At 65.8% G+C, this 25,064-nt stretch carries 23 protein-coding genes; 12 read left to right on the top strand and 11 right to left on the bottom strand.

What is annotated here, in order from left to right; translation table 11 throughout:
* From ACNQS7_RS04255 to ACNQS7_RS04245, 3 genes are all read right to left on the bottom strand, one after another.
* Positions 1–282: a hypothetical protein gene (locus ACNQS7_RS04255; RefSeq protein ID WP_418011566.1), complete on the bottom strand. Its 282-nt coding sequence runs from the start codon at positions 280–282 to the stop codon at positions 1–3.
* A 175-nt stretch (positions 283–457) separates the two neighbouring features.
* The gene (locus tag ACNQS7_RS04250) at positions 458–2,116 is read right to left on the bottom strand and encodes an HAD hydrolase family protein (RefSeq protein WP_418011565.1); all 1,659 of its coding nucleotides are present in this window, start codon (positions 2,114–2,116) and stop codon (positions 458–460) included.
* Between the two features lie 13 nt (positions 2,117–2,129).
* Positions 2,130–3,527, bottom strand: a complete 1,398-nt coding sequence (locus ACNQS7_RS04245; RefSeq protein ID WP_418011564.1) for a wax ester/triacylglycerol synthase family O-acyltransferase — start codon at positions 3,525–3,527, stop codon at positions 2,130–2,132.
* Between the two features lie 167 nt (positions 3,528–3,694).
* Between ACNQS7_RS04245 and ACNQS7_RS04240 the strand changes: the two genes are divergently transcribed.
* From ACNQS7_RS04240 to ACNQS7_RS04210, 7 genes are all read left to right on the top strand, one after another.
* Positions 3,695–4,327, top strand: a complete 633-nt coding sequence (locus ACNQS7_RS04240; protein ID WP_418015875.1) for an SRPBCC family protein — start codon at positions 3,695–3,697, stop codon at positions 4,325–4,327.
* A gap of 29 nt (positions 4,328–4,356) precedes the next feature.
* The gene (locus tag ACNQS7_RS04235; protein WP_418011563.1) at positions 4,357–5,520 is read left to right on the top strand and encodes a site-2 protease family protein; all 1,164 of its coding nucleotides are present in this window, start codon (positions 4,357–4,359) and stop codon (positions 5,518–5,520) included.
* A 1-nt stretch (position 5,521) separates the two neighbouring features.
* Positions 5,522–6,304 (top strand): universal stress protein, encoded by a 783-nt coding sequence (locus ACNQS7_RS04230; protein WP_418011562.1) that lies wholly within the window; start codon positions 5,522–5,524, stop codon positions 6,302–6,304.
* A gap of 4 nt (positions 6,305–6,308) precedes the next feature.
* Positions 6,309–7,127, top strand: a complete 819-nt coding sequence (locus ACNQS7_RS04225) for a universal stress protein (RefSeq protein WP_418011561.1) — start codon at positions 6,309–6,311, stop codon at positions 7,125–7,127.
* Between the two features lie 132 nt (positions 7,128–7,259).
* Positions 7,260–7,535: a hypothetical protein gene (locus ACNQS7_RS04220; protein WP_418011560.1), complete on the top strand. Its 276-nt coding sequence runs from the start codon at positions 7,260–7,262 to the stop codon at positions 7,533–7,535.
* A 164-nt stretch (positions 7,536–7,699) separates the two neighbouring features.
* The gene (locus ACNQS7_RS04215; protein WP_418011559.1) at positions 7,700–8,362 is read left to right on the top strand and encodes a response regulator transcription factor; all 663 of its coding nucleotides are present in this window, start codon (positions 7,700–7,702) and stop codon (positions 8,360–8,362) included.
* Positions 8,363–8,599: 237 nt separating this feature from the next.
* Positions 8,600–10,249 (top strand): GAF domain-containing protein, encoded by a 1,650-nt coding sequence (locus tag ACNQS7_RS04210; protein ID WP_418015874.1) that lies wholly within the window; start codon positions 8,600–8,602, stop codon positions 10,247–10,249.
* A gap of 11 nt (positions 10,250–10,260) precedes the next feature.
* Here the strand turns inward: ACNQS7_RS04210 and ACNQS7_RS04205 are convergent, their stop codons facing one another.
* Positions 10,261–11,073, bottom strand: coding sequence for a universal stress protein (locus ACNQS7_RS04205; protein ID WP_418011558.1), 813 nt, complete (start codon positions 11,071–11,073; stop codon positions 10,261–10,263).
* A gap of 209 nt (positions 11,074–11,282) precedes the next feature.
* Here ACNQS7_RS04205 and ACNQS7_RS04200 point away from each other — a divergent pair, with 209 nt between their 5' ends.
* On the top strand, positions 11,283–12,161 hold the full coding sequence (locus ACNQS7_RS04200) for a universal stress protein (protein WP_418011557.1): 879 nt from the start codon (positions 11,283–11,285) through the stop codon (positions 12,159–12,161).
* A 9-nt stretch (positions 12,162–12,170) separates the two neighbouring features.
* Here the strand turns inward: ACNQS7_RS04200 and ACNQS7_RS04195 are convergent, their stop codons facing one another.
* Entirely contained in the window at positions 12,171–12,719 is a 549-nt protein-coding gene (locus ACNQS7_RS04195; protein WP_418011556.1) for a thioredoxin family protein, read from the bottom strand.
* Between the two features lie 42 nt (positions 12,720–12,761).
* The gene (locus tag ACNQS7_RS04190) at positions 12,762–13,103 is read right to left on the bottom strand and encodes a DUF3253 domain-containing protein (RefSeq protein WP_418011555.1); all 342 of its coding nucleotides are present in this window, start codon (positions 13,101–13,103) and stop codon (positions 12,762–12,764) included.
* A 191-nt stretch (positions 13,104–13,294) separates the two neighbouring features.
* Here ACNQS7_RS04190 and ACNQS7_RS04185 point away from each other — a divergent pair, with 191 nt between their 5' ends.
* Together ACNQS7_RS04185 and ACNQS7_RS04180 are read left to right on the top strand one after the other, a co-directional pair.
* Positions 13,295–14,077 carry a ParA family protein gene (locus tag ACNQS7_RS04185; protein WP_418015873.1) on the top strand — a complete coding sequence of 261 codons (783 nt, stop codon included), beginning with the start codon at positions 13,295–13,297 and terminating at the stop codon, positions 14,075–14,077.
* A gap of 30 nt (positions 14,078–14,107) precedes the next feature.
* Positions 14,108–14,677 carry a dihydrofolate reductase family protein gene (locus tag ACNQS7_RS04180; protein ID WP_418011554.1) on the top strand — a complete coding sequence of 190 codons (570 nt, stop codon included), beginning with the start codon at positions 14,108–14,110 and terminating at the stop codon, positions 14,675–14,677.
* Here ACNQS7_RS04180 and ACNQS7_RS04175 read toward each other — a convergent pair.
* Both ACNQS7_RS04175 and ACNQS7_RS04170 read right to left on the bottom strand, forming a co-directional pair.
* Entirely contained in the window at positions 14,640–15,527 is an 888-nt protein-coding gene (locus tag ACNQS7_RS04175; RefSeq protein WP_418011553.1) for an SGNH/GDSL hydrolase family protein, read from the bottom strand. The genes ACNQS7_RS04180 and ACNQS7_RS04175 overlap by 38 nt on opposite strands.
* 77 nt (positions 15,528–15,604) lie before the next feature.
* Positions 15,605–16,039 (bottom strand): DUF4383 domain-containing protein, encoded by a 435-nt coding sequence (locus tag ACNQS7_RS04170; protein ID WP_418011552.1) that lies wholly within the window; start codon positions 16,037–16,039, stop codon positions 15,605–15,607.
* Between the two features lie 551 nt (positions 16,040–16,590).
* Between ACNQS7_RS04170 and ACNQS7_RS04165 the strand changes: the two genes are divergently transcribed.
* Together ACNQS7_RS04165 and ACNQS7_RS04160 are read left to right on the top strand one after the other, a co-directional pair.
* Complete coding sequence (locus tag ACNQS7_RS04165) at positions 16,591–18,555, top strand: cellulose binding domain-containing protein (protein ID WP_418011551.1); 1,965 nt, start codon at positions 16,591–16,593, stop codon at positions 18,553–18,555.
* A 222-nt stretch (positions 18,556–18,777) separates the two neighbouring features.
* On the top strand, positions 18,778–21,372 hold the full coding sequence (locus tag ACNQS7_RS04160; RefSeq protein ID WP_418011550.1) for an ATP-binding protein: 2,595 nt from the start codon (positions 18,778–18,780) through the stop codon (positions 21,370–21,372).
* A gap of 57 nt (positions 21,373–21,429) precedes the next feature.
* Here ACNQS7_RS04160 and ACNQS7_RS04155 read toward each other — a convergent pair whose 3' ends face one another.
* From ACNQS7_RS04155 to ACNQS7_RS04145, 3 genes are all read right to left on the bottom strand, one after another.
* Positions 21,430–22,116, bottom strand: a complete 687-nt coding sequence (locus ACNQS7_RS04155) for a glycoside hydrolase (protein ID WP_418011549.1) — start codon at positions 22,114–22,116, stop codon at positions 21,430–21,432.
* Between the two features lie 79 nt (positions 22,117–22,195).
* Positions 22,196–23,752 (bottom strand): succinic semialdehyde dehydrogenase, encoded by a 1,557-nt coding sequence (locus tag ACNQS7_RS04150; protein WP_418011548.1) that lies wholly within the window; start codon positions 23,750–23,752, stop codon positions 22,196–22,198.
* A gap of 91 nt (positions 23,753–23,843) precedes the next feature.
* Positions 23,844–24,860 carry a TIGR03617 family F420-dependent LLM class oxidoreductase gene (locus ACNQS7_RS04145; RefSeq protein ID WP_418011547.1) on the bottom strand — a complete coding sequence of 339 codons (1,017 nt, stop codon included), beginning with the start codon at positions 24,858–24,860 and terminating at the stop codon, positions 23,844–23,846.
* Between the last annotated feature and the right edge of the window lie 204 nt (positions 24,861–25,064).

The raw sequence follows: 25,064 nt of genomic DNA, 5'->3' as shown, positions 1-25,064 counted from the left end.
TCAGGCGGCGCGGCGCACTTGCCGAGTCTGGTCTGCGGGCTGGACCGCCGGCCTGGCTGCAGGCATCCATCCGACGAGCGTGAGGTACAGACCGAGCAGTGCCACGGCAACGAAACCCACACGCCACGAAGCGGTTGCGTCGACCGCGGAGTAGGCAAACGACAGGTAGCTCTGCGGCAACGCCATCAACAGAAACCCTTTCAGCACCGTCAACCAACCGAGGACCGACACGATGATCGCGGGCGCGCCGCGCCAATGCCGATGCAGGGTCACCACGACCAATCCCAATAGCAGGACGAATACGCCACTGACCCAGGGCCATACCGCGCTTGCGCGAAACTCCGCCAGCAGCGTCCGCAGGGAGTCGGCCCGCCCGATCGCGGTCGCGGTGACGATGACGACGAAGGGGCCGATGACGCGGGCACACGCGCGTGTGTCGGGCTAGGGCCGGAAGTCCTCAGCGCGGTTCCACCGCCGGCAGATACCTCTCCTCGACCGCTTGGACCAGCTTGTGCCTGATCCGTTCCAGGTCTGCGGCGCGGTGTGCCTCCAGTTCGTCCTCCCACGCAGCCACTTTCGCAGCCAGGTCCTTGTCCGTGATGGTGCCGTCCAGCCACCGCGAGAAGTCGCCCCGTGCCAGATGATATTCAAGCGCTCGCTGGTCGAGATGCGCTATCGCAGTGCAGAAATCGTGCAAGGTCGCCGCGGGGGCGACCGGGATTCCGGCGGCGCTGTGGAAGTAGAACTGTCGCTCCTGTGGCAGGCGGACATCGGCGTACTTGTGGCCGTGCCGCACGTGCGTGGTCAACCGGTCGGCGATGGTGAACAGGCGGGCCGGGCCCGAGCCGAATTGGACGGTCGCCCGCCTCCCGGAATCGATGTCTGCCGGGGTGGCAGGCGGCATCAGGGTCAGGAGGACATCACTGTTGTCGATTTCCTTGGCGGGCAGGGCAGCCGGGGCAAACGATGAAAGCACGTAGCCACCCCGCCGGGTCCAGTGTGCGTGTTCCTCCGCGCCGAGCAGATGCGCCTCGTCGTAGATCACCCAGTGGGGAAATCCGTGCTCCTCGCGATACGCCTCGGCCGTCAGCCGCAACCGGTGCATGTAATCACTCTTGCTCGCCTCGGTCAGCCCGGACATGTCCACCACGATGCTGGTCTGCGGCCGTAGGGTGTTCACCAGGACAGCCGGCTCGGGCAGGTGCTGTCCGGCGTCGACCACCTGCACCTGACCGAGCTGTTGCAGGTGTATGTGGTCTCCCTCGGGATCGAGCAGCAGCACAGAGTAATTGGCGAGGATCCACCGTTCGGCCAGCAGCCCGACCAGGTGGCTCTTGCCGGAGGCGGCGGGCCCGGTGATCACCACCCGGCCCTGGCTTCCCGGCACCCGGGCCGGTGTCAGGTCGTCGAAGGTGCCTACCGTGATCCAGCGCCGTGTCGGGCACCAGCGTTGTGCCCCAGTGAGATAGGGACCCGCCAGCAGCTCGGCCACCCCGGTGCCGTTCGGTTTGTCCATCGTCAGATCGGCGCATCGCCGCACCGAGGACACCGCGTTGCTGACGGCCACGCCGATCTCGGCGACGCCGAAGAGCGCTAAGTCGTTCTCGGCGTCCCCGACAGCTACGGCGTTGTGCGGGGACAGGTTCATCGTTGCCAGCATCGCGGCCAGCCCGGTGCCTTTGGTGATTCCGGCCGGCAGCACCATGAGTGCGGACCGGTTGCGGATGATCTGGTAGTCCAGCCCCAGCACGCCGATCAGGTCGAGGACAGCGGGCGTGTGGTCACCGTCGATAGCGAGGATCACCTCGCCGTGGCGGTAGGGAACGCCCCGGTCGCTGAGGGCCTGTGTCAGGCCCCCGTCCACCGGCGGAGCCAATGCGTGGCTCAGTCCGTCGACGACCGTGACCGCACCGTTTTCCAGCACCATCGCATCCACGTAGTCGGCTATCTGTGGGAAGTCGGCTCGCAGCTCGGCAAAGATGCGGCCGGATACGAGCACGATCGCCAGGCCGTTGCGTCGCGCCTCTTCGATCGCCGCCAGCGCTTCCGGTGCCAGGTGGCCTGCCGTCGTCAGGGTCCCATCCAGATCCAGCGCGACCACCTTGAAGAACGTCACGTCCGTAGCCCCGCTATCGGGAACCCGCCCGGGCCGGTCGCCGAGCACGTTTGGTCCCCGACCGCCGCCGGGCCAGGGCGCGGGCGAGCAGGCGCGCGACCCCGAGCTCGATCCCCCCTGCAATCTCGTCGGCATCCGGGGTCGCGTCGGTGTCGGCGGCGATGCCCAACACCAGTTCGTCGACATAGCTCAGGGTGCTGACGACGGTGCTCAGGGGCGCCGCGGTGGGTGGTATCGGCAACAGCATCTCCACAGGCCGCCCCAGCACCTGCAGGCGCTGCCGGGGGCCTGGCACGAACGCGGCGAGTGTGACGATGCTGCGCTGCGGTAGCCGCATGAGCAGCCGAATGCTCCATGCGCTCAACATGAACGGTAGACGGTCGGCCAGGTTGTCCGCGGTGGTTGAGCCCCCGTCTCCCTCGGGCCGATCCTGCCTGGCGTGGATCAGGCGCAGGCGTTTCACCGGATCCTTCTGCTCGATCGGCAAGAAGGGGAGCATCGCCGTGGATCGAATGTCAATGCGATCCATGGGTTCCGGTGAACCTAGCGACACCGGGATCAGCGTGCGCAGCGAGTTGCGCCGTGGCTGCTGACCGTGGCGCAGCAGCACAGCGCGAAAGCTGTCGGTGATCGCGGCAAGGGTGACGTCGTTGCGCGTGACGCCGAAGACCTCGCACACCGTGTCGACGTCTTTGAGGGGGACACGGACGGCGCTGTAACCCCTGGTGCCCGCCGCGTGTCCCGGCCGCTGCGAGCCACCGGTCGAGCCGAGCAGCCGGGCAACGAATTCGGTTACCTGCCCTGCGGTTTGACCGGCTATCTCGGTCCCGACCATAGACGTTCGCCAGATCCCTCTGGCCCAGGTCACCGGGTTGGCCCGCAATCCTGCGCCCTTGAACGGCGACGCCGGCTCGCCGGCAAGGGTCTCGCACAGTGCGCCAGCGCCCGAGTCGGAGATGCTCGTCAATACCCTTATGGCGGTGACCTCGTCGGCCAGACAATGATGAATTTTCAGCAGCACGACCCATCGACGCTCGGGCAGGCCGTCGATGACCCAGCATTCCCACAGCGGATGGTCGCGATCAAGGCGGCGCTCCATCAGATCGGTCACCGTTCGGAACAACGCGGACTCGTCCGCGGGCTGCGGCACCACCGCCCAGCGCACATGTTGGGTGATGTCGAAGTTGTTGTCGATCACCAACTCCGGCGCGGCAACCTGCAAGGGGCGCTGGTGCACCACCTGCCGTAGCCGGGGCACGCTGCCCAGACGGTCGGACAGCGTGGCGATGAGTTCGTCGCGGCCCGGGCTGGGTCCGTCGATCACGGCCAGCGCCCCGATCGCCATACTCAGGTGCCGGTCAGCATCCTCTGCCTCGAGAAAACTCGCTTCAACGGTTGACAGGCGATCCATATTGCACGCACCTCCGTATGCCCTTACCGGCACCACTATCCGTGCCGTAACTCGCCCTCGGTAGTGCCGTTGGTCCCCAACGGCGCCGGAGGGAGCCGGAGCATTTTGGCGTCTTCGACGAGGACCAATGACCCTCGCCGAGCACCTGCCACCCGGCGCAAACTGACATCATGACCACGATCAGGCGCATCGCGGAGGCGACCGCGTTGCTGGGCGCGCTCTACTGTGCGCGCCGTTATTACCGCAACTGGGGCACCACCAAAGCGGAAACCCAGATGCGGTTACCGGGCGACGCCCTGGTCGGGGACCCGGCCATCCAGGTGACCGAGGCGGTCTACATCGACGCACCGGCGTCCGCGGTCTGGCCGCAACTGCAGAAGAATCCGTTTGGTTTCTCTGCTGATGACGCCGACGAGCTGCAGCCGGACGGAGGCCCGCTCGCGGTCGGCGATCGGCTCCGCCTGGCGCCGGCGGGCTGGATGGGGTTACCCGACGGCGTGACCCTGACCGTTGAAGAAGTCGTGCCCGAGCAATACGTGGTGTTCCGGACCGAACAATCCCGCCCGAGCTGGAGTGCGGTCCTGTCGTTTCACGTCCAGCCGCACTGGGAGGACCGGGTACGACTGCTCGCCCGGGCCAGGATCGCACTACGTCATCCCGGAGAGGTCTTCGCGATGGAGATCGCCAGACCGGTGATCGCGATGGGCACCAGGGGATGGCTGCTCGGCACCAAGCACCGCGCGGAACGCGCAGACTCCACCCCCGTCAGTACGGCGGGCCCGGCCTCTGAAAAGCCCTGACGCCCAACGTAGATCCTGGAGGTCCTACCGTGCGCGACACCATCCCGCTCGGACGGATTGCAGGGTTGCGGGTGAACGCCCACTGGAGCGTCATCGTGATCCTGTGGTTATTCACCTGGAGTCTGGCAACCACCTTGCCCCACGATGTGGCGGGTTATCCGCGTGGGCTGTACTGGGCCGCCGGCGCGTGCGGAGCGCTGGTGCTGTTGAGTTCGCTGCTCGCGCACGAACTCGCACACGCGCTGGTCGCTCGCCGGGTGGGCGTGACGACGGACAGCGTCACGCTGTGGCTGTTCGGCGGTGTTACGACTTTGCAGGGCGAAGCGCCGACCCCCAAGGCCGCTTTCCGGATCGCGGTCGCCGGGCCCGCCACCAGTCTGGCGCTGTCAGTGGCCTTCGCCGGACTGGCAATCACGTTGGAATCAGCCCACATCGCGGTGATCGTGGTGAGCGTCGCGTGGTGGCTGTCTGCGGTCAACCTGCTACTGGGCCTGTTCAATCTGCTGCCGGGGGCTCCGCTGGACGGTGGACGGGTCGTGCGTGCCCTCCTCTGGCAGCGCCACGGTGACAGAGTGCGCGCCGCTGTCGGGGCGGCGCGTGCCGGGCGAATCGTGGCCATCGTGCTGATCACCCTGGGCCTGGCCGAATTTGTGGTGGGCGGTCTGATCAGCGGCGTCTGGCTGGCGTTCATCGGCTGGTTCATTCTCGCGGCCGCACGCGAGGAGGAAGTGCAGGCGACGAACCAACAGATGTTCGGCGGAATGTGCGTGGCTGATGCGATGACACCGAAACCGCACACCGCGCCCGACTGGATCTCCGTTGAGGACTTCATCGAGTGTTACGTGCTCGGAGATCGTCACTCCGCCTACCCGATCACCGATCGAAACGGATCGACCGTCGGCCTGGTCACCCTGCAACAGCTGCGCGATGTCGCGCCCGGTCTGCGCGCGACGACGAGGGTGCGCGACGTTGCCGTGCCGCTGCACAACGTTCCGGTCGCAGCGCCGGGTGAGCCACTGAATGCCCTGCTGCAGAGGATGACACCGGTCGGTCCACGCAGCCGTGCCCTCGTGATGGAGGGCGGCAAAGTGGTCGGCATCGTCACATCAGGGGACGTCGCCCGGCTGATCGATGTGTACCGGATCGCCAGTCCTCAAGCTGTACCAACGCCGGTCGAGTCCAGGGAGATGTGAGATGAAGCCGATCATCGTCGGAATCGACGGATCCGAGGCGGCCATCGCGGCCGCACTGTGGGGTGTCGATGAAGCCATAGGCCGCGGCCGGCAGTTGCACCTCGTCGCCGTGATCAGCCCGACCCACTCGTCGGCGGATGACTACGCCCGAGACCTCGGCCACGCCGAAAAGTCGCTCAAGACAGCACAATTAGCGATCGAGGCAGCTGCGAGGCCCGTCGAGGTCACGACCGACATCGAACGCGGCCCGGCGGCAACGGTTCTGATCGAGGCGTCACGCGATGCCGAGATGATCTGCGTCGGCTCGGTGGGCATCGGGCGTTACGCCCGCGCGCTGTTGGGTTCGACTGCAGCCGATCTCGCGGAAAAGGCCTACTGCCCGGTCGCGGTCCTGCGGACCGACACCGAACAGCCGCCGGTCAATTGGATCATCGTCAGAATGACCGACGACAACGACGCTGTCGTCGAATACGCGGCCTGGGAGGCGAAGCTGCGCAAGGCACCTCTGCTCGTGCTGGGCGGCCGCCCCGAGGAACTGACCGAGCACACCGACGGAGAATTCGAACGGCGGGTGCGCGCCTGGCAGCAGATCAATCCCGAGGTTCGCGTCTACCCCATCACAACACGGTCCGCGATCGCCAAGTTCTTGAGCGCCAACGACGAGCGAGTGCAGTTGGCGGTCATCGGCAGCGACGAGGCCGATCAGCTGGCCCGCCTCGTCGGCCCCTCCGGGCATGCGCTGTTCGCACATCCCCAGTGCTCGGTGCTCGTGGTGCGCGGTTAGCGCGATGTATATGCCCGCCGCCCACCCGTCCATCGTCGTTGGGATCGATGGGTCGCGGGCGGCCATTGACGCCGCGGTGTGGGCGGTGGATGAAGCGGTCGCGCGGGACATCCCGCTGCGGCTGCTCTACGCGATAGAACCTGACGACATTCCGGAGATTCCGCCGGACCGTGCGGCCCGCAAACTGGCCATCGCGGAGAACGCCGTGCGCTATGCGGGCGCGACCGCCGAGGCGGCGGACAAGCCCGTCCGGATCGAGATCGAGATCGCCCAAGAACCGCCGACCGTCGCACTGACGCGAGCATCGGCTTCGGCGGTCATGGTGTGCGTCGGGGCCGTCGGATTGCACCACTTCCGTCCGGAACGGGCCGGCTCGACCGCGGCGAAGGTGGCCCAGGCGGCACACTGCCCGGTAGCCGTTATCCGCCGTCACGGTGACCGGGCCAGGCGCGATGAGCACTGGATCGCCGTGGACTCCCATGCCGCCGCCGACTCCGACGCCGTCATGAGGACCGCCATGGAGGAAGCCCGGCTGCGCGATCTACCGCTTCGCGTAATCAACTATGGACAACGGTCCGGATGCGACCATCCAGACCGCCGACTGGAGCGGTGGCGGCGGCACTATCCAGATGTCGACGTCCAGGCGACGGTTTCCCGCGGGGGATTGGTGGATTATCTGGCCGGTCAAGGCCGACACGTGCGAATGGTGGTGATCGGGCATCGCAACCAGGACGTGGTGACGCAACTGCTGGGGCCGGCCGGCAACGCGGTGCTGCACCACGCGGATTGCTCGCTGCTGGTCGTCGACCGTCCGAATCTGTGAATCGGCGACCGCCCCTGCCGCCCGCCCAGGCCAACGAGGTGACTTCAGACCCTATCCGGGGCGCCGCGATCGCCGTGAAGATGGGTGTGCCGGTTGCTGTCGAGGGGTGTCGGGGCCCGCAGGGGAGTGTGAATGGCTGCCAGAACTGGAGATCGGTCATTGGTGACTGCGTCCAGCGCGGATGAGCTTGCGCGCCAATTCTTGAGATCGGCCTACGCCGACAGCGCGTATATCGACTGGACCCTTGATCGGCGTCTGGAAGGATTTCTGCATCGCCGCGGCCTGGACTGCCTGGTCGAAGACGGTGATGCCTACGACGTGGTGCTGGAGCGGGTGATGGTCCATATCGGTGACGCGGCCCGCGCCGGCACGGCCAAAACGCCGGGTCGACCAGCACCCGCGAATTGAGCGGCGGCCGGCAATGAGGCCGGCCCCTGACGGGTGACCGGCGCGCCGGAAAACGTGTAGGCAGTGCCATTGGATTTAAACTGGCGTTGCGTGAATCATGATGACAGAAGTTGACCTGCTGCTTTCAGCGTGATTTCGCACGGTCAGCCAGGGAGGAATTCGCAATGGTGAAGGTTTTCTTGGTCGACGACCATGAAGTAGTTCGGCGGGGCCTGGTCGACCTTCTCGCCAGCGACCCTGAGCTCGAAGTGATCGGCGAAGCGGGGTCCGTGTCCGAGGCCATGGCCAGGATTCCGGCTTTGAAGCCCGACGTCGCGGTCCTGGACGTGCGACTCCCGGACGGAAACGGCATCGAATTGTGCCGCGACCTGCTGTCCGCCGTACCTGAGCTGCGCTGCCTGATGCTGACGTCGTTCACCTCCGATGAAGCGATGCTGGAGGCGATTTTGGCCGGTGCCAGCGGGTATGTCGTCAAGGACATCAAAGGCCTGGAACTGGCGCGAGCGATCAAAGAGGTCGGAGCGGGCAAGTCCCTACTCGACAATCGGGCCGCCGCAGCCCTGATGGCAAAGCTACGCGGTGGTGGGGAGAAGAAGGATCCGCTGGCCGCGCTGACCGAACAGGAGCGGACGCTCCTAGGTCTGCTGGGCGAGGGTCTGACCAACAGGCAGATCGCGGACCGGATGTATCTCGCCGAAAAGACCGTGAAGAATTACGTATCGCGTTTGCTGGCCAAACTCGGCATGGAGCGGCGCACACAGGCGGCGGTATTCGCATCGCGGTTGGGCACCGAGACCGGTTCCCGAACACCGCCGCACGGCCGATAGGAAATTTTCGTTTTTAGACCTGTAATTGCGTCCATCGGACAAGCGTAAGGGACCCTATCTGACAGGCTGACAGGGTCGGTGGCCGCCTGACGCCGATGTGATTAAGCTGATCAGCGGCATCCGGCGTGCCGCAGACCGCCGGAAGCCAGGGGCCGTCTTGGAGGTACAGCTCGGGTGGGCAAAGACGAGCACGGGTCAGCATTTGCTGGCCTCGGTCAGCCTGGTCTTGTGACCAGGATGCATCAGCAACTCGACGAATTGATGGCGGCCCGCGACCAGATGGAACAGCTGCTCCGGGTGATCGTCGAGATCGGTTCGGACCTCGACCTCGACGCGACGTTGCTCAGAATCATTCACGCGGCCCGGGAGCTGACGTCGGCGCCATACGGCGCGCTTGCCGTCCGGGATCCTGAAGGCACATTGCTCAGGTTCGTCCATTCCGGCATCGACGACGAGAAGGCCCACAAGATCGGCCATCTGCCGGTGGGCAAGGGAGTTCTGGGTGTCTCGCTCGTCGAGACGCCCGCGCTTCGGCTGGAAGACCTGACCCGGCATCCGGCTGCGGTGGGCTTTCCCGAGCACCACCCACCGATGCGCGCATTCCTCGGTGTCCCGATCACGATCCGCGGGGTGGTGTTCGGCAGCCTCTACCTGACCCACGTCGACCCGGGCCGAACGTTCACCGAGTCCGACGAGTTCGCGGGGCGCGCATTGGCGTTCGCCGCGGCGGTGGCCATCGACAACGCGCAGGTCTTTGAGCGCGAGCGGACCTCCGTCAAGTGGATGGAGGCGAGTCGTGAAATCACCACCGCGCTGCTGGCCGGCGACCATGCCCACCGACGTCCCTTGCAGCTGATTGCCGAGCGCGCCCGCACTCTCACCGGATCGGAGCAGGGGATCGTCCTGGTACCCATCGACAGTGATCTGCCGTTGGACGAAGCCGACACACTGGTGGTCTCGGCGGCGGTGGGCAGGCACGCCGACGAGGTGATCGGGCAGCGGGTTCCGGTGGACGGCTCTACCAGCGGTGCCGTGTTTCGCTCGGGCAAGCCGTTGATCACCGAGTCGTTGAGCTATCCGATCCAGGCTTTCACCGACGTCGGTCAGCGCTCTGCGATCGTCATGCCGCTGCGTGCCCACGATCAGACGGCGGGCGTGCTGGCCCTTGCCCGCGACGCCTATCAGCCGCCGTTCGAGGACAGCGACCTTGATCTGGTCGGCCAGTTCGCCACCCACGCCGCGATAGCGCTGATGCTCGCGTCAGGGCGGGAGAACGCGCGGCAGCTGACGATCCTGGCCGAGCGGGAGCGGATCGCCCACGACCTGCATGACCACGTCATCCAACGACTCTTCGCCGCCGGAATGGATCTGCAGGGCACGTTGGCCCGGGCCCGCTCGCCCGAAGTCGCCGACCGGCTCAACCGCACCCTCGATGACTTACAGAAGATCATCGAGGAGATTCGCACCACGATCTTCCAGCTGAAGCTGCCGGTGGGGTCCGACGGGGGCTTCCGGCACCGTCTGCAGCGGATCGTCGCGGATCTCACCGACGACCGCGACATCTACACCACCGTCCACATGGACGGCCCCATGAGCGCGGTCGACGGTGAGCTCGCCGAACACGCGGAAGCCGTTGCGACAGAGGCGATCAGCAACGTGATTCGGCATTCCGGCGCTTCGAGGCTGACCATCGAGGTCAGTGCCGCCGACATGTTCACCATGACGATCAGCGACAACGGCCACGGCGTACCGGCCGACAATCGCCGGCGCAGTGGTCTGGCAAACCTGGAGCATCGCGCTCAACAACTCGGTGGCACTTGTGACGTCACCAGTTCGCCTGCCGACGGGACCCGGGTCCATTGGACGGTGCCGCTGCCCATGGGCTGATCGGTCCGCGGTCAGCGCACCACCAGCACCGAACGTCCGGCGTGCCCGAAATGGGGATCGAGCGGCCCCACCATTTTGGCAACCTTGCCCGCGTCGGCGGCGCCTATCACCGCAAGGTGCACGGGTTCTTGTGTGTCGCCGAGGAATTCGGCGGCACCGTCGCGGGCGGCGGCCGGGCGGACATGCACACCGGGGTACTGCTTCACCCACCGGCCCAGCCGGTGCTCCAGCTGGGAGTAGGGGATCTCGCCAAATCCCCAGAGCCACACGCCGAGCGCCAGGATCGGTGCGGACCGCAGCCCTGCTTCCCGGAAGCCGTGCTCGAGCACCAGGTCGTTGTCCGCGGAATCGTCGACGACGACGGCGATCGAGCCGGAGTCCGGCGCTTCGGCGCCGCGACTCGTCCGGATGACAGCCGCTGGGCACAGCGCGCCCCGCGCAACCTCCTCGGCGGTGGAGCCCAGCACCCGCCGTGCGAAGCGTCCGATGCCCACCGAGCCGACGCAAACCATTGCCGCACTGCGTGATTCGTCAATCAGCACCCGTGCGGGCAACCCGGTCACCAGGTCGGTCTCGATTTTCACCGGCTGCCCGCTCGCGTGCACCGCGGCACAGGCGGCACGCAGTGCGGTCTCACCGTACTCGGTGTCGAGGTTTTCTTCGCCCGGGGGCGCGTCCGGCGGTGGTGGCGTGACGGCATAGACCAGACGCAGTGGGATGTCGAGGGCACCGGCCTCTGGAACGGCCCACCGGGCGGCGTTGATCGCCGCGTCCGACCCGTCGATTCCCACCACCACCGACCGCGGGGACTCTTTGTGGTCCATAGCGCAGACGCTATCCGGCGATATGGGCCTGCCGGCAGGGTCGTTTGGCACCTGACGGCGCGGATTTGGTCCCGTGAGCGGGCTTGGGCCGCAACAACGAAAGGTCTCACGACTTACGCGGTCGAGGACTTAAGGCCCGTGACCAGACACCTCCGGAGCAATAGCGTCATAGTCAGGGCGTCACAGATCAGGCGTCGAAGGAGGACACCATGTCTGACACCGTGACTCGTTATGGCGTCGTCGTCGGCGTCGACGGATCGGCCGCATCCAATGCCGCTGTCTTCTGGGCGGCCCATGAGGCGGCGATGCGACACGTCCCACTGACCCTGGTCCACATGTACAACCCGGTCGTGCCGGCGTATCCGCAGGTGCCGACGGCGGCAGGAGTTACGTTGTGGCAGAAGGACGATGGCCGCGAGCTGCTCGAGCACGCGGTCAAGATCGCCGAAGACGCCCTGTCGACGGACCGGACGATCGGCATAACCAGCGAAGTGAAGGCGTCGGCCCCGGTACCCACGCTGATCGAGATGTCTCGGGACGCCGAAATGGTCGTGGTGGGTTCCACGGGGCGCAGCGCGGTCGAGCGCGTCCTGCTGGGCTCGGTCAGCTCGGGGGTGGCGCACAGTGCGAAGTGCCCGGTCGCCATCATCCGCGAGGAAGCCTCGTGGATGCCGCAGTCCAAGAGCGCGCCGGTAGTGGTAGGCATCGACTGCTCGCCGACTTCTGAGCACGCGTTGGCCCTGGCCCTCGATGAAGCATCACGACGCGGGGTAGAACTCACCGCTGTGCACGCCTGGAGCGACATGGCCGTCTACCAGCTGCCCTGGCTGGAATGGCGCGAGGAAGCCGAGCGCAACCTGGCCGAGTACCTCGCGGGGTGGCAGGAGCGGTATCCGGAAGTCAAGGTCAACCGGGTGATCGTTCTCGACCATCCCGGTCGCGCCCTGATCGAGGAGTCCGAACGCGCGCAGCTCGTCGTCGTCGGCAGCCACGGCCGAGGCGGCCTGTCCGGCATGCTGCTCGGGTCGGTCAGTAACGGCGTGGTGCACGCGGTGCGGGCGCCGGTGATCGTGGCGCACCAGTCCTGACGGCCGGCCTCAACGCCACTTGATGCCGCAGCCGATCGACGGCCGCTGATTCGGGTCGACCGGCCGACCGGCGAGGACCGCTTCCACCGCGCCACGCACGTCTGCCGCCGTTACCGGCAGTTCATTCTTGGGCCGGGAATCGTCGAGCTGACCTCGGTAAACCAGGCGACGGTCGGCGTCGAACACGAATGTGTCGGGAGTGCAGGCGGCCGAGAACGCGCGTGCGACGTCCTGGCTCTCGTCGTAGAGATACGGGAAGGTCCAGCCGTGGCGCTCGGCCTCGGCGACCATCTGATCGGGACCGTCCTGTGGATACGCCACGACGTCGTTGCTGGAAATCGCGACCATCGGCACCCCCCGTTCAACGAGGTCGCGGCCAAGTTCAGCGAGGCCGTCGGCGACGTGCTGGACGTAGGGGCAGTGATTACAGATGAACGTGACGACCAGCGCCGGGCCGGTCAGGTCGTCGAGGCTCAGGGTGGCGCCGGTCGCGGGCTCGGGCAGGGCGAAGTGCGGTGCGGGAGTGCCGAGCTCGAGCATTGTCGATTCGATAGCCATCCCGCCAGCGTACGTCGGCTGCCGGCCCCGACGAGGCGAGCGTCAGCGTCCGACGGTGCGGATGCGGATGGGGCCGCGCCACGCGGTGGCTGGATCAAGCACGTCCCCTCGTTGCGTGATCTCAACGCGGCCGGATTTGGCCAGCTTCCGCGCGATCGCGCGCGCCTCGTCCATCAGCTCACGCCACTGCTCGCCACCGACGGCCCGGGCCGCATCCGACGGGCAGGTGCTGCTGTCCGGGCCACGCAGCTCGGCGAGAGCGAGGATCGCGGACTCCAGTCGTTGCCCCACCGGACCGTCACCCAGGGCCGCTCGGGCATGACCTGCCTGTGGGGTGTCGGCGTCAATGACCCGGTGTAGTTCGGTCCGCCGTTGCTGGGCCACGGTTCCAGTCAAGACGAAACCGGCCACTGTCGCCAGGCGAGCTTCGTGCCTGCGGCCATATACTGCCTCGGCGTCGAGCCCGTGGCTATGCTTGCGGAGCGCCGGCCCGCCCGAGTGCGGCTGGATTGGCCATATCCGAGAAAGATTGTCCGAGAAAGATTCCGGAAGGTGAGGCGAGACAGTTGGCAGCAGTGTCAGCCGTGGTGCTCTCGGGCAAGGGCGGAACAGCCAAGACGTTGTGGCAGATGATGCTGGCGGGGGAGGCCTCGCGGCTGGGGATCTCCACGTTGCTGGTCGACGCGGACCCGGAGCGCAACCTGTCCAACCACTTCGGGGTGTCGCAGCACTCGACCGGGCTGGGCTCTGTGCTCGAGGACGCCGGCATCAATTTCTGGGGCGATCCCGGCACCGCGGCCAAGCGGGTCGATGAGGAGATCATCGACACCAAATGGCCGCACGTCGAACTGCTACCGGCAGGGGCGTCGTTGACCCGGGTCGCCGGGGTCGGCGTCTCGGACACCGGCCTGCTCCGCGGCATCTTCACCGCGGCCGGCGTGTTCGAGCGCTATGAACTCGTTCTGATCGACACCGGGGGCCGCACGGGCTCGCTCGAGGCGCTCGCCATGCACCTGGCCGACGTGGCCTATGCGCCGATCGCGCCGACCGGCGATGCGGTCCGCAAGGCCATCGAAGCGCGCAACAGGGTCGAGCGCATCCAGCGCATTCATCCGCTCAAGTGGTGCGGGGTCGTGCTGTCCGGCTTCGACAGCCGCAACGGCATCGAGCAGTCGATTCGCGAAACGGTGTATCAGGAGTTCGGCGACGAAGTGCGCGCCGAAGTCCCCCGGCGCGCCATCATCAACGAGGTCTTTCAACTGGGAGATCGGCTGGGCGACCGACACGAGTGGGTCGCGCGACAGCTTGCGCCCATCTTTCGCCGATTTCTGGAGGAGGACCTGCTGGGTCGGCGATGAGTCTCGGGTCCTGCCACGGTCGGTAATGACATGCGCTCACTGATCATCACGCAGAACATCACCCTGGACGGCTCGGTAGAGATGCTCGGGGACTGGTTCAATCCGGAGACACACGACGATGAACTGACGGCTGAACTGCGCCGTCAGGACGAAACCGCCGACGCTCTGTTGCTGGGCCGGCAGACATTCCAGGACTTCCGCAGCTACTGGCCGCACCAGACCGACGACCCCACCGGCATCGCGGACTACATCAACGGTGTCACCAAGTACGTGGTGTCCTCGACGATCACCGATGCGCAGTGGAGCAACTCGGTCATTGTGTCCGGCGATCCCGTGGAGCACGTCAGGACGCTCAAGGCCGCCCCGGGCGGCGATATCGTCGCCACCGGCAGCATTACGTTGTGTCACACCCTGATTGCCGCGGGTCTGGTCGATGAATATCGGCTGTTCATCTACCCGTACGTCCAAGGCGGCGGTCGGCGGCTGTTCCCGGACGGCACCACCATTTCGGGATTCGTCCCGGCGGCCGCACCCGTGACGTTTCCCGGCGGCGTCACACTGGCTAGCTGGACCGCCCGGACGTCGGCGGCCCGTCGCTGAGCGTCAGCTCGCCGGCGAGCGCGCTACCGACTGCTCCGGCTCCCAATGCGTTGGGGTGCAAGGGCGCGGCAAGATGTGAGAGCTCGAATCCTTCGATGTACCTGTCGCCGGGGGCTGCGCACATGTCGTGTCCCACCGACACCGGTCGGGTATCGAAGAAGTCGACCTTCAACTTGGTGGCCAATCTCCGCTGCTGATCGTCGATCTCGTCTACTTTGGCCTGGAAGTAGTCGGCGTCCGTGGGATTGATCGGCTGCGCTGCGAAACATCCCCCGGGCCGTATGTACGTCGCGTAACCGACCAGCACGACGCGGGCCCGCGGGGCTTTCGCCCGCACGGCGCCGATCATGGCTTCCCACAACGGTATCTGCGTGCGGATGGCCGCGCTGAACCGGTCACTGCCGCCCGCGACGAAGTCGTTGAAGCAGGGCGGCTGGGTCAAGGAATTCCGGCGACACTGAGCCGCGCTGGCGGCCAGGCCGACGTCGTTGCCGCCGATCGTGATGGTGACCAGTTCGGTGTCCACAGAGACAGCGTCGATCTGCCGGGGCACCTTCCCGCCGCTCGTCGACTGTTCTCGATCAGTGATATCGGCGGCGGTGGCGCCGCTGCAACTGACGTCGACGAAGCTGGCGGCGCCGATGCGGCGGGCCAAGACCGCGGGATAGTCGTTCGTCGACTTGAAGCACCCGGGAGGGTCGGCCGCATCGGGTACCAACGGCGCCGCCGCCGCAGAGTCGCCGAGGGCTACATATTTGACGCCCCGGCGAACGGCTTCGGCGCCTCGCGGTGCCGCGGTTGCGCAGACCGCGGTCACGGCGACCAGCAACGCCGCGGCGTAAACCGACATCCTTCGACGCCATCGGGAAACTTCGGTCATGTCACCGCCAGACTAGCGAAGCGATGGCGAGCCACTGGCCGCTTGCTTTACCGCGCTATACCGAGATCGCCGAGGGAATTCCTGATTCCGCCGTCCATGTGGATCTGCGCCGCTGCCACCGCGACCATCACCGCCGACGTCACCAGATGCACCACGGCATCGGTGATGTTGTTGGGGAAGGTGAACACGTACGCGACCTGATGCGAGAAGAATGCCCAGACACCCGGTGCCGCACCGGCGAGTGCGGCAAGCACGAGGTAGAGCACGGCCCACGATTTGCGGAGGGCGAACACCAGGCCAGGACCGAAGAGTGCCAGGCCGGCGACGGCATGCCAGCCGTTGTAGTCCATGCCGAGGAGTTGGACGGTCGGCGCGTGGGGTCCGGTCGCGAAACTGGGTTCCATAATGAACCCGATCACGGCCTGGATGACGTGCAGAGCACAGATGATCAGCAGCCCGATCTGGGCGAAGCTCCACCTCATACGGCACCTCCTCGTGCTGACGGGTTCGACCCAATACTACGCCCTGTAGTAGGGGTCCCCGCCGAGTCGCGGCAACGTGCAACCGCGGCGCCGGCAAGCGGACACACCCGATCTGCGCATAATTCTCGCGGCGCCAGCTAACGCAGTAGACCCTCGCCAGGCGAATGGTCCCAATCCAGGAAGCGCCGTAGAATGGGCGCGCCGATACATATTGTTGAATTTGTCTAACCAATAGTCATACGCGTGTCCCAGAAATAGCTGCACCACCTGGCAATCTCTGCCAAGAACGGCGCGGTCCCTCCCCAAGCCGGGTTAAAGTCGCAGCTCAGCGCAATACCTACCGGCACAGCGGGATTTCCTGCGGTCGGAGCAGGCCGACCGTAATAATTTTCTGGATTAGTCGGCACGAACAGTTGAAACCGGCGTCACTCTATGGCAGCCTTCGTGTCCGTGATGAAATCGTTATAGAGATCCAGGCGCGACCCAGCCTGAGGCAGATATAAGAAAGTTATGTGGCTGTTATAAGACCGTGATTGAGCAAAGGATTGTGCATGTCGTATGTGATCGCGACCCCCGAAGCGCTGGCTGCGGCGGTGACGGATATCGCCGGAATCGGATCCTCGCTCAGCGCCGCCAATGCCGCGGCAGCCGTTCCGACGACCGAGATTCTGGCCGCCGCCGCCGATGAGATATCAACCGCCGTCGCCTCGTTGTTCGGCGCCCACGCGCTGGACTATCAGTCACTGAGCGCCCGGGTGGCCTCATTTCAGACCCAGTTCATGGACTCTCTTTTCGCCGGAGCGCAGCGGTATGCCGGCGCCGAGCTGCTCAACGGTTCGCTGTTGCGCGGCGTTGCGGACCGGTTGCTGAGCGGCGGACGGCCGGGCAGCGACGTTTCGAGTGCGCGACCCGCCAGTGCCGAGGCGACCGGTGCGGCAACGAGCCAGCCGACCGGCACGACGGCGACGACGACGGCAGCCGCCGCGACCGCCACCTCGACACCGGCGTCCGGCAGCGCGACCGGCGCCGGGATAAAGGCGACATATGCCACCACATCGCAGTGGAACAGCGGTTTCGTGGCCAATTACACGATCACCAACACCGGCACAGCGCCGTTGACCAACTGGCAGCTCCAATTCAGCCTGCCCACAGGCGAATCCGTGGCGAACCTGTGGAACGGACACGTCACGCAGTCCGGCGCGCAGTACACGGTCACCCCGCAGAGCTACAACGCCACCATCGCTCCGGGTGACTCGGTCACGGTCGGATTCCAGGGCGCTCAGTCCGGGATCTATTCACCGCCGACCAGTGTGTCGATCGGCGGTCAGCCGGTCATCGGCGGCCCGACCCCGCCCGTCACGACCCCGCCGGTGACGACCCCGCCCGTCACCCCTCCGCCGGTGACGACACCGCCCGTCACCACCCCACCGGTCACGACACCGCCGGCCGGCACCGGCGGGCTGACGGCCGCGTATACGGCGACGTCGCAGTGGAACAGCGGATTCAACGGGAACTACGCGATCACGAATTCAGGTACCACGCCGCTGAGCAACTGGAACCTCCAATTCGACCTCCCCGCAAACGAATCCATCACCAACCTGTGGAACGGCCAGGTCACTCACACCGGCTCGCACTACACGGTGACCCCGGCCAGCTACAACGGCTCGATCGCGCCGGGCAGCACCGTCAACGTCGGCTTCCAGGCGTCCCAGACCGGCTCCTACGCCGCGCCGACGAACGTGCTCATCAATGGTCAGGCCGTCACGGGCGGCACGACCACGCCACCGATTACCACGCCCCCGACCACCACACCGCCGATCACCACACCGCCGACCGGCGGCACCCTCATCTCCAACCAGTACGGGACCACCACGGTCGGCAACGCCTACGTCGTGCAGAACAACGCGTGGAACAACCCGGGCGGACAGGCGATCACCGTCAGCCAGACCGGCTTCACCATCACCACTGAAAACGGCTCTGCCCCGACCAACGGCGCACCGCTGGGTTACCCGTCCATCTACACGGGCTGGCACTACGGCACGGGTTCACCGGGCACGATCCTGCCGATACAGCTAGGGCAGATTCAAACGGCGACCAGCAGTATCAGCTACACCTATCCGACCAGCGGGATCTACGACGCCGCCTACGACATCTGGCTGAACCCGACGCCCATCACCACCGGCGTCAACCAGCAGGAAGTGATGATCTGGTTCAACCACACCGGCCCCATTCAGCCGGTCGGCTCGGTGGTGGGCAATGCGACCATCGACGGACAGAACTTCGTGGTGTGGAAGGGCAGCAACGGCCAGAACAACGTGGTGTCCTATGTGGCGAACTCGCCGATCACCACGTGGAACAGTTTCGATGTGATGGGTTTCATCGACAACACCCAGACATGGGAGCCGGTGACCGACTCGTGGTACCTGACCAGCATCCAGGCCGGCTTCGAGCCGTGGAGCGGCAGTGTCGGCGCGGGCGTCAACAACTTCTCCGCCAGCATCAACGGCCACAATTAAGCGTCGATATTCATCCGAATTCATCCGACCGCTGAACTCAGCACAGGCAGCGACACCCCACTCGCGGTTCACTCGGCTTGCATCGCCGGCGAAGGTCTCGCACCCGGCATTCGACTTACACCAGCGGCAATCTGTGAGAATCTGCCACGCGATGCTCGACAGTCTGAATACGGTGGATCGTCATCAGGGAGATCGCCGGCAACGCCGTTCAAGGATGTTTCGATGAATCGTGAGCGCCTCTTGCGTGCGACGGCAGACTATGTGAGTCGCCGCCCCAGTGCCACCCAAGATGAGATTGCGGCTGCGGTCGGGGTGAGCCGGGCGACGTTGCATCGCCAGTTCGCCGGTCGCGAGGCTTTGTTCGAGGCGCTGGACGTGCTGGCGATCACGACGGTGCGCGACGCCCTGGAAACCTCGCGGTGGCAGGAGTGTCCACCGGAGGAGGGGCTGCGGCGACTGGTCGCTGCCTGCGAACCGGCCGCTGGTTACGTGGCTTGGCTTCACTCTCGAATCGAAGAAGGTGAACGCCGGCAGTCCAGCGCCGGTTGGGATGAGATCAATGCTGAGATCGAGCGATTTTTTCTGCACGGCCAGCAAGCAGGCGTATTCCGCCCTGATGTGACCGTGGTTTGGCTTGCCGAGGCTTTCTACAGGCTCGTTTCGGGGGCTAGTTGGTCGATTCAGCTCGGACACGCGGCCAGTCGCGATTTCACCCGGATGATCACCGAGTTGATGCTGCACGGCGTACGGGCTTCAACCAAGGGCAATCTTCCCGCGCCGTTGCCGGGCTTTGTCGGACGCGCGGCCGAACTCGCCGAACTGGAAGAGATGATCCCGGCGTCGCGGCTGGTCACGCTCACCGGAATCGGCGGCATCGGCAAATCCACCCTCGCGCTGCAAGCCGCCCGTCAACGCGTCGCCGACTTCAGCGGTGGAGTGTGGCTGATCGAGCTCGGTGAGCTGAGCGATGGCGAGCTGCTGGCCGCCGTGGCCGCCGCAGCGCTGGGGGTTCGCGATCTGAGCAGCCGGCCGCTGCTGGACGTGATGGTCGATGCCTTGGCCGACCGAGAGGCCCTGCTGGTGCTCGATAACTGCGAGCACGTTCTGGACGCGGCGGCCCGCTTTGTCGAGACGCTGCTGGCAGGGTGTCCGAAGGTACGGATTCTGGCGACCAGCCGCGAATTTCTCGAGGTCGACGGAGAAGCGGTGCTGCCGGTACCGCCTCTTCCCGTTCCCGACACCGATGCGGTCGGCCACGAAGAGCTGGCGCGCTGCGACGCCGTGGCATTGTTTCTCAAACATGCCCGCACCACCCAACGCAGTTTTCTGCTCACCGAGCGCAATGCGCCGGCGGTGGCGCGCATCTGCAACCAGCTCGATGGCTTGCCGTTGGCGATCGAACTGGCAGCCCCACTGCTGCGGACTATGTCTATCGAGCAGATCGCCGCCCGAATCTCGAACCGATTCAAGCTGCTTTCCCACGGCAAGCGTGCGGCATCCAGTCGTCAGCAAACTCTGGATTACTGTGTGGCCTGGAGTTACAAGCGGTGTACCGAAACCGAGCGGCAACTCTGGTCGGGGTTGTCGGTGTTCGCCGGCAGCTTCGAGCCGGCTGCTGTCCAACATGTCTGCGCCCCGGACACGCCCGAGGACAAGCTGCTCGAGATGCTGTGCACCTTGGTGGACAAATCCATCCTCATCCGCACATCGGCCGATGACGCGGTGTATTTCCGCCAGCTGGCGACCCTGCGTGAATACGGCCACGATCAGCTGAGTTCGCAGGAGCAAGCGGAACTACGTCGCCGACACCTCGACTGGTATCACCAACTGGCCGCCGAACAAGCCGGCTTTGAATGGTATGGCGAGCACCAGCTCGTCTGGCTGCAACGCCTCCGACACGAAACGTCGAATCTCCGCGCAGCGCTGCGGTTTGCGCTGGACGAAGCACCGTCGGTCGCTCTGCAGATGGCCACCCACCTGCGCGGCCTCTGGACTGCGATCGGCATGATGCAACAAGGGCGCCGCTGGATTGAGCAGGCGTTGGACGCCGCCTCCGCCGAACCTTCCGTAGCGCGCCTCGCGGCCGTCATCTCGGTTGCTGAAACGGCCGTCTTACAAGTCGATATACCCACGCTGGCCGCACGGCAGGCCGAAGCTCGCGAGCTGCTCACCAGCGTCACTGAGGAGCGGGCGCTTGCCCACTTCACGGCCAACGAGGCAGCCCTCGCCTTGCTTCGTGGACAACCACACTCGGCGCAGACCCTGGCCGAGCAATCTCTGAATGGCACCACGTATGTACCCGTGCAGATTTACGCCTTGCTGTTGATGATCGGAGCCTGCGCGGCGGCCGGTGATGCGCACACAGCGATCGCGCACGCCGAGCGCGGTCTTGCGCTGTCCGAAGCCAACGGCCACGACATCGTCCTACGGACCTACCTGCTGGCGGCGCTCGCGCTGAGCCGCCTGGCGCTGGGTGAACTCGACCAGGCCGAGCAGGGAGTGCGTGAGGGGCTGCAACTGGCTCGGATGATCAACGACAGCGTCACCTGTGCCACCTTCCTCGAGACGGCATCGTGGATTGCCGCGGCCAGACAGGATCCGCGGCGTGCCGCGGTGCTGATGGCCGCCGCAGCCGCCATCGGCCGCGCTGCCGGCGCCACCGGCGCCGTCTCGGCATACATAGGGCCTTTCCACGAAGCCTGCGAGCGCCAAGTGAGAGACCAACTCGCGCCTGCCGATTACCGAATGGCGACCAATGAAGGCAGACTGCTGTCCCTCGACGAAGCCGTCGCCATCGTCCTCGAGGAACTGGTGTAATTGAGCTGACCGCTAACCCCGGCCCAGTCGAATATTGCTGCGCGAGAACAGGTTTGATCAGTTCGCCGGCGCGGGGGTCATCGATCCGATGAAGTACGTTTCGCGGCCGGTGGGATAGCCACCGCCATTGGTGGCGATATGGACGTGGTCGTAGTGGTTGGCCGTTTCGTTGCCCAGGTCGGCGGTCCAGCTTCCCGAGGCGGGGCCGAGGTAGATCTTCTGCCGCCAGATGACGTGGTCGATTCCCCAGCGTTTGGCGTTGGCCAGGGCCAGCCCCGCGATCTGATTGCCCAGCGCGATGCCTTCCGGGCTGTCATGGTTCGGGATCATCACGTCGATCGCCAGACCACTTGGGTGCCAGCGCAAGGCATCCTGCCGGAAGCCGCCGATGGTCTTGATCTCCGGGAACAGCAACTCGATGACCCGGGCCGCCCAGATCGTCTTGACCTGCAAACCTCCCTCAGGGGCGATCCCGGCAGGTAGCGCCATCTGAAAGTCCTGGGCTGACATGGGCGCGTTGCCGGCCAACATCGCCGCCTCGGCCGCGCTTGCGGTCTGCGGGGCGGCGACCGAGGGGGACGCCGTCGAGCTTGTCGCCGGCGGCGCCGCGACCAGAGGGCTGTCGGCGCAGCAGGGCGTGTTCTGCTTGGTGTCCTGGGCGTAGATCATCCCGCCGGCCAGCACCAGCGAGGCAGCGATCGCCAACCAGCGGCCCCAGCCTTTCGCATCGGCGTCTTTGCCCACCTGGAGCACTCTAGTGTCGTGTGGGGCGGATGTGGCACTCTTCGCCAGGTTGTCGGCGTTTTCTCAGCTCACTTGCAGCTCAGTTCCGCCCTGGCAGTTTCATCACGGTGCGCACGATGGGCAGCAGCGACTTCTGCCAGAGGGTCGAAGGAAGACCAAAGGGCGGATCGAGATTGAACACCCGCGCGGTCGCGATCGTCTGCGACTCGGTGTATTTCAACAGGCCCTCGGGTCCGTGCCGGCGACCGACACCGGACTGGCCCATTCCGCCCATCGGTGCGCTGAGGCTGCCCCAGGCGAATGCGTAACCCTCGTCGACGTTCACCGTTCCCGAACGCAACCGGGCGGCGATCTGCTGGCCTTCGGCCGGCGTGCGGGCCCACACGCTTGCGTTCAGCCCGTACTCGGTGTCGTTGGCCTTCTCTACTGCTTCATCGACGTCGGCCACCGGGTAGATCGAGACCAGCGGCCCAAACGTCTCGTTGGCCGCGCATTCCATCTCCGGGGTGACGTCGGTGAGCACCGTCGGCTCATAGAACAGGGGGCCGACGTCGGGCCGGGCCTTGCCGCCCGCGATCACCTTGGCGCCCTTGGACGTTGCGTCCTTCACGTGCTCGGACACGGTCTCGAGCTGGCCTTCGGAGATCAGACTGCCCATGTCGACCGAGAAGTCGTAGGCGGTGCCGAGCTTCATACTGCGCACGGCATCGCCGAACTTGCGGGTGAACTCGTCGGCGATGTCCTTCTCGACGTAGATCCGCTCGATGGAGATGCAGAGCTGGCCGGCGTTGGAGAAACACGCACGGGTGGCCGCCTTGGCCGCTTTGTCCAGGTTCGCGCCCCGGGTGACGATCATGGCGTTCTTGCCGCCGAGCTCGGCGGAGAAACCGATCAGACGGCGACCGGCCTGTTCGGCGAGGTGGCTGCCGGTCTGGGAGGAGCCGGTGAACATCAGATAGTCGCAGTTCTCGGTAATCGCGGTGCCGACCACCGAGCCCGGGCCGGGCACGATCGCGTACAGCGCTCGCGGAAGACCGGCCTGGTACAACAGTTCGGCGCAGGCCAGCGCGCAGTACGGTGTCTGGCTGTCCGGCTTGAGCACCACCGCGTTGCCGGCGAGCAGCGCCGGCACGGAGTCCGATGCGGTCAGCGTCATCGGGTAGTTCCACGGTGAGATCACACCGACCACGCCCTTGGGCTGGTAGCCGACCGTGGTCTTGCCGATCGCCGGCAGCAGCGCCTGCACTTTCTGCGGTTTGAGCAGCTTGGCGGTGACGCGAACGTAGTAGTTCGCGTTCGCCATCAGGTCGACGATCTCCTCCTGCGCCGCCCACCGCGCCTTGCCGGCCTCGGCCTGCAGCAGGTCCATCAGGAACTCGCGGTTCTCGATCACCAGGTCCCGGTAGCGGCGGATGATCTCGATGCGCTCGGCGACGGGTCGCCTGGCCCATTCGACCTGTGCCGCCCTTGCCTGGGCGAACGCGGCAGCGACGTCGTCGGCGGTGCCGACCGGGATGGTGGTCAGCGGCTTGCCGGTGAAGACTTCGTCGATCGTCTTGGTCGGACGTTCGTTGATGTCCTTGATCGCGGCGAGCTGACGCAAGCGGTCGAAGACCTCGGCTGACGGTGCAGGCATATCGCTACCTCTCCAAGCACACGGGGTATCTGTGACCTCAGCCTATCCGGCTGGGCAATGTGGCGATTGCGCGCTGGTCAGCGCTGAGCTGTCAACGAGCCGAAATACGTTGCGCAATATCGCCGTATCGTTCGAACCGGTCCGGATCGCTCAGAGCGTTGTAGAGAACGATGCGGGTGGCGGTCCCTTCGTACTTGTCGACGAGCGCGTCCGCCAGCCCGTCCCAGGTCGCCTCGGTGGCGAATACCGCGATGTGCTCGTCGGTGATCTGGGCTGCCATCCCTTTGACGTCACCCGCCTTCTGCTTCTCCCGGATGCGCGCCGTTGTGCCGTCGAATCCGGCTTCGTCCAGGATGAAGGCGTAGTTGGGGGTACTGGCGTAGAAGCTAAGACTTGCCCGCACGAGTTCCCGCTCGTTGTCCTGCTCCTCGTCGGTGTCACCGACGATCGTCATGACCGGCACGATCACCGCGATGTCGGAGGTGTCGCGACCGGACTTCTCGGCGCCGGCGGCGACGTTCGGTGCGACGTGGCGCGCCAGGTATCCGGGTTCCCCGAGGGGGTGGATGTGCACGCCGTCGGCGACTTCGCCGGCCATGCGCAGCATCCAGGGATTGACCGCGGCGACATCGACCTTGGGGTCCGCCGCATCGATCGGGCCGGCGCTCCACTGGGGGGTGATGAAATCGAGGTCGTAGAACTCGCCGTGGTGATCGAGTTTTCCGGTTCGGAACGCGCTGAAGCACGCCTTGACGGCCCGCACGTAATCGCGCAGGCGCGGGCCGGGACGTTCGAACGGCATTCCGTAGCGACGCACCACGTGGGTGCGCACCTGGGTGCCCAGACCGAGCCGGAAGTTGCCGTTGGTCGCTTCCTGCAGTTCCCACGCCGTCGCGGCCGTGACGAACGGACTGCGCGGGAAAGCGACGGCGACACCGGTCGACAGCTCCAGACCGGGAGCGGCCTGGGACGCCACGGCGGCGTTCAAGTAGGCCGTGCGTCCGGTTTCGGTGAACAGCAGGCCGGAGAACCCGGCTGCCTGAGTGCGCCTGGCGGTGTCTCCGATCTGCTTCAACGGCTGCGGGATAGTCATCGCGTCGACCTGCACGGACTGAACGCTACCTGCGGTGGCCCGGTGTGCGCATCAACACCGCACATCTGACCGACCCGGCGCCGGCGCGACTGAATGCGGCTGATCGTCAGCCGATTTCGGCGCAAGAATTCCGCAAGAAGTTCGCGAACTTGTGGCAAGCGTTGTGGCGCATCGTATGTGGTGACCGACGGTTGCCTGGCGATCTTGGGATCGGTAGCG

Origin of the sequence: Mycobacterium sp. 23 (assembly GCF_048287075.1) — a bacterium.
GTDB lineage: Bacteria > Actinomycetota > Actinomycetes > Mycobacteriales > Mycobacteriaceae > Mycobacterium > Mycobacterium gordonae_B.
Note: the sequence above shows the minus strand (reverse complement) of the source record. Positions and strands in the feature narration are given on the sequence as shown.

What these genes read in the sequence shown, in the direction of transcription:
- ACNQS7_RS04150 (WP_418011548.1), bottom strand. Translation starts at nt 23,752, where the DNA reads ATGCCTGCACCGTCAGCCGAGGTCTTCGACCGCTTGCGTCAGCTCGCC.
- ACNQS7_RS04165 (WP_418011551.1), top strand. Translation starts at nt 16,591, where the DNA reads ATGTCGTATGTGATCGCGACCCCCGAAGCGCTGGCTGCGGCGGTGACG.
- ACNQS7_RS04225 (WP_418011561.1), top strand. Translation starts at nt 6,309, where the DNA reads ATGTATATGCCCGCCGCCCACCCGTCCATCGTCGTTGGGATCGATGGG.
- ACNQS7_RS04160 (WP_418011550.1), top strand. Translation starts at nt 18,778, where the DNA reads ATGAATCGTGAGCGCCTCTTGCGTGCGACGGCAGACTATGTGAGTCGC.
- ACNQS7_RS04200 (WP_418011557.1), top strand. Translation starts at nt 11,283, where the DNA reads ATGTCTGACACCGTGACTCGTTATGGCGTCGTCGTCGGCGTCGACGGA.
- ACNQS7_RS04210 (WP_418015874.1), top strand. Translation starts at nt 8,600, where the DNA reads ATGCATCAGCAACTCGACGAATTGATGGCGGCCCGCGACCAGATGGAA.
- ACNQS7_RS04175 (WP_418011553.1), bottom strand. Translation starts at nt 15,527, where the DNA reads ATGTCGGTTTACGCCGCGGCGTTGCTGGTCGCCGTGACCGCGGTCTGC.
- ACNQS7_RS04230 (WP_418011562.1), top strand. Translation starts at nt 5,522, where the DNA reads ATGAAGCCGATCATCGTCGGAATCGACGGATCCGAGGCGGCCATCGCG.
- ACNQS7_RS04245 (WP_418011564.1), bottom strand. Translation starts at nt 3,527, where the DNA reads ATGGATCGCCTGTCAACCGTTGAAGCGAGTTTTCTCGAGGCAGAGGAT.
- ACNQS7_RS04195 (WP_418011556.1), bottom strand. Translation starts at nt 12,719, where the DNA reads ATGGCTATCGAATCGACAATGCTCGAGCTCGGCACTCCCGCACCGCAC.
- ACNQS7_RS04220 (WP_418011560.1), top strand. Translation starts at nt 7,260, where the DNA reads ATGGCTGCCAGAACTGGAGATCGGTCATTGGTGACTGCGTCCAGCGCG.
- ACNQS7_RS04205 (WP_418011558.1), bottom strand. Translation starts at nt 11,073, where the DNA reads ATGGACCACAAAGAGTCCCCGCGGTCGGTGGTGGTGGGAATCGACGGG.
- ACNQS7_RS04180 (WP_418011554.1), top strand. Translation starts at nt 14,108, where the DNA reads ATGCGCTCACTGATCATCACGCAGAACATCACCCTGGACGGCTCGGTA.
- ACNQS7_RS04170 (WP_418011552.1), bottom strand. Translation starts at nt 16,039, where the DNA reads ATGAGGTGGAGCTTCGCCCAGATCGGGCTGCTGATCATCTGTGCTCTG.
- ACNQS7_RS04215 (WP_418011559.1), top strand. Translation starts at nt 7,700, where the DNA reads ATGGTGAAGGTTTTCTTGGTCGACGACCATGAAGTAGTTCGGCGGGGC.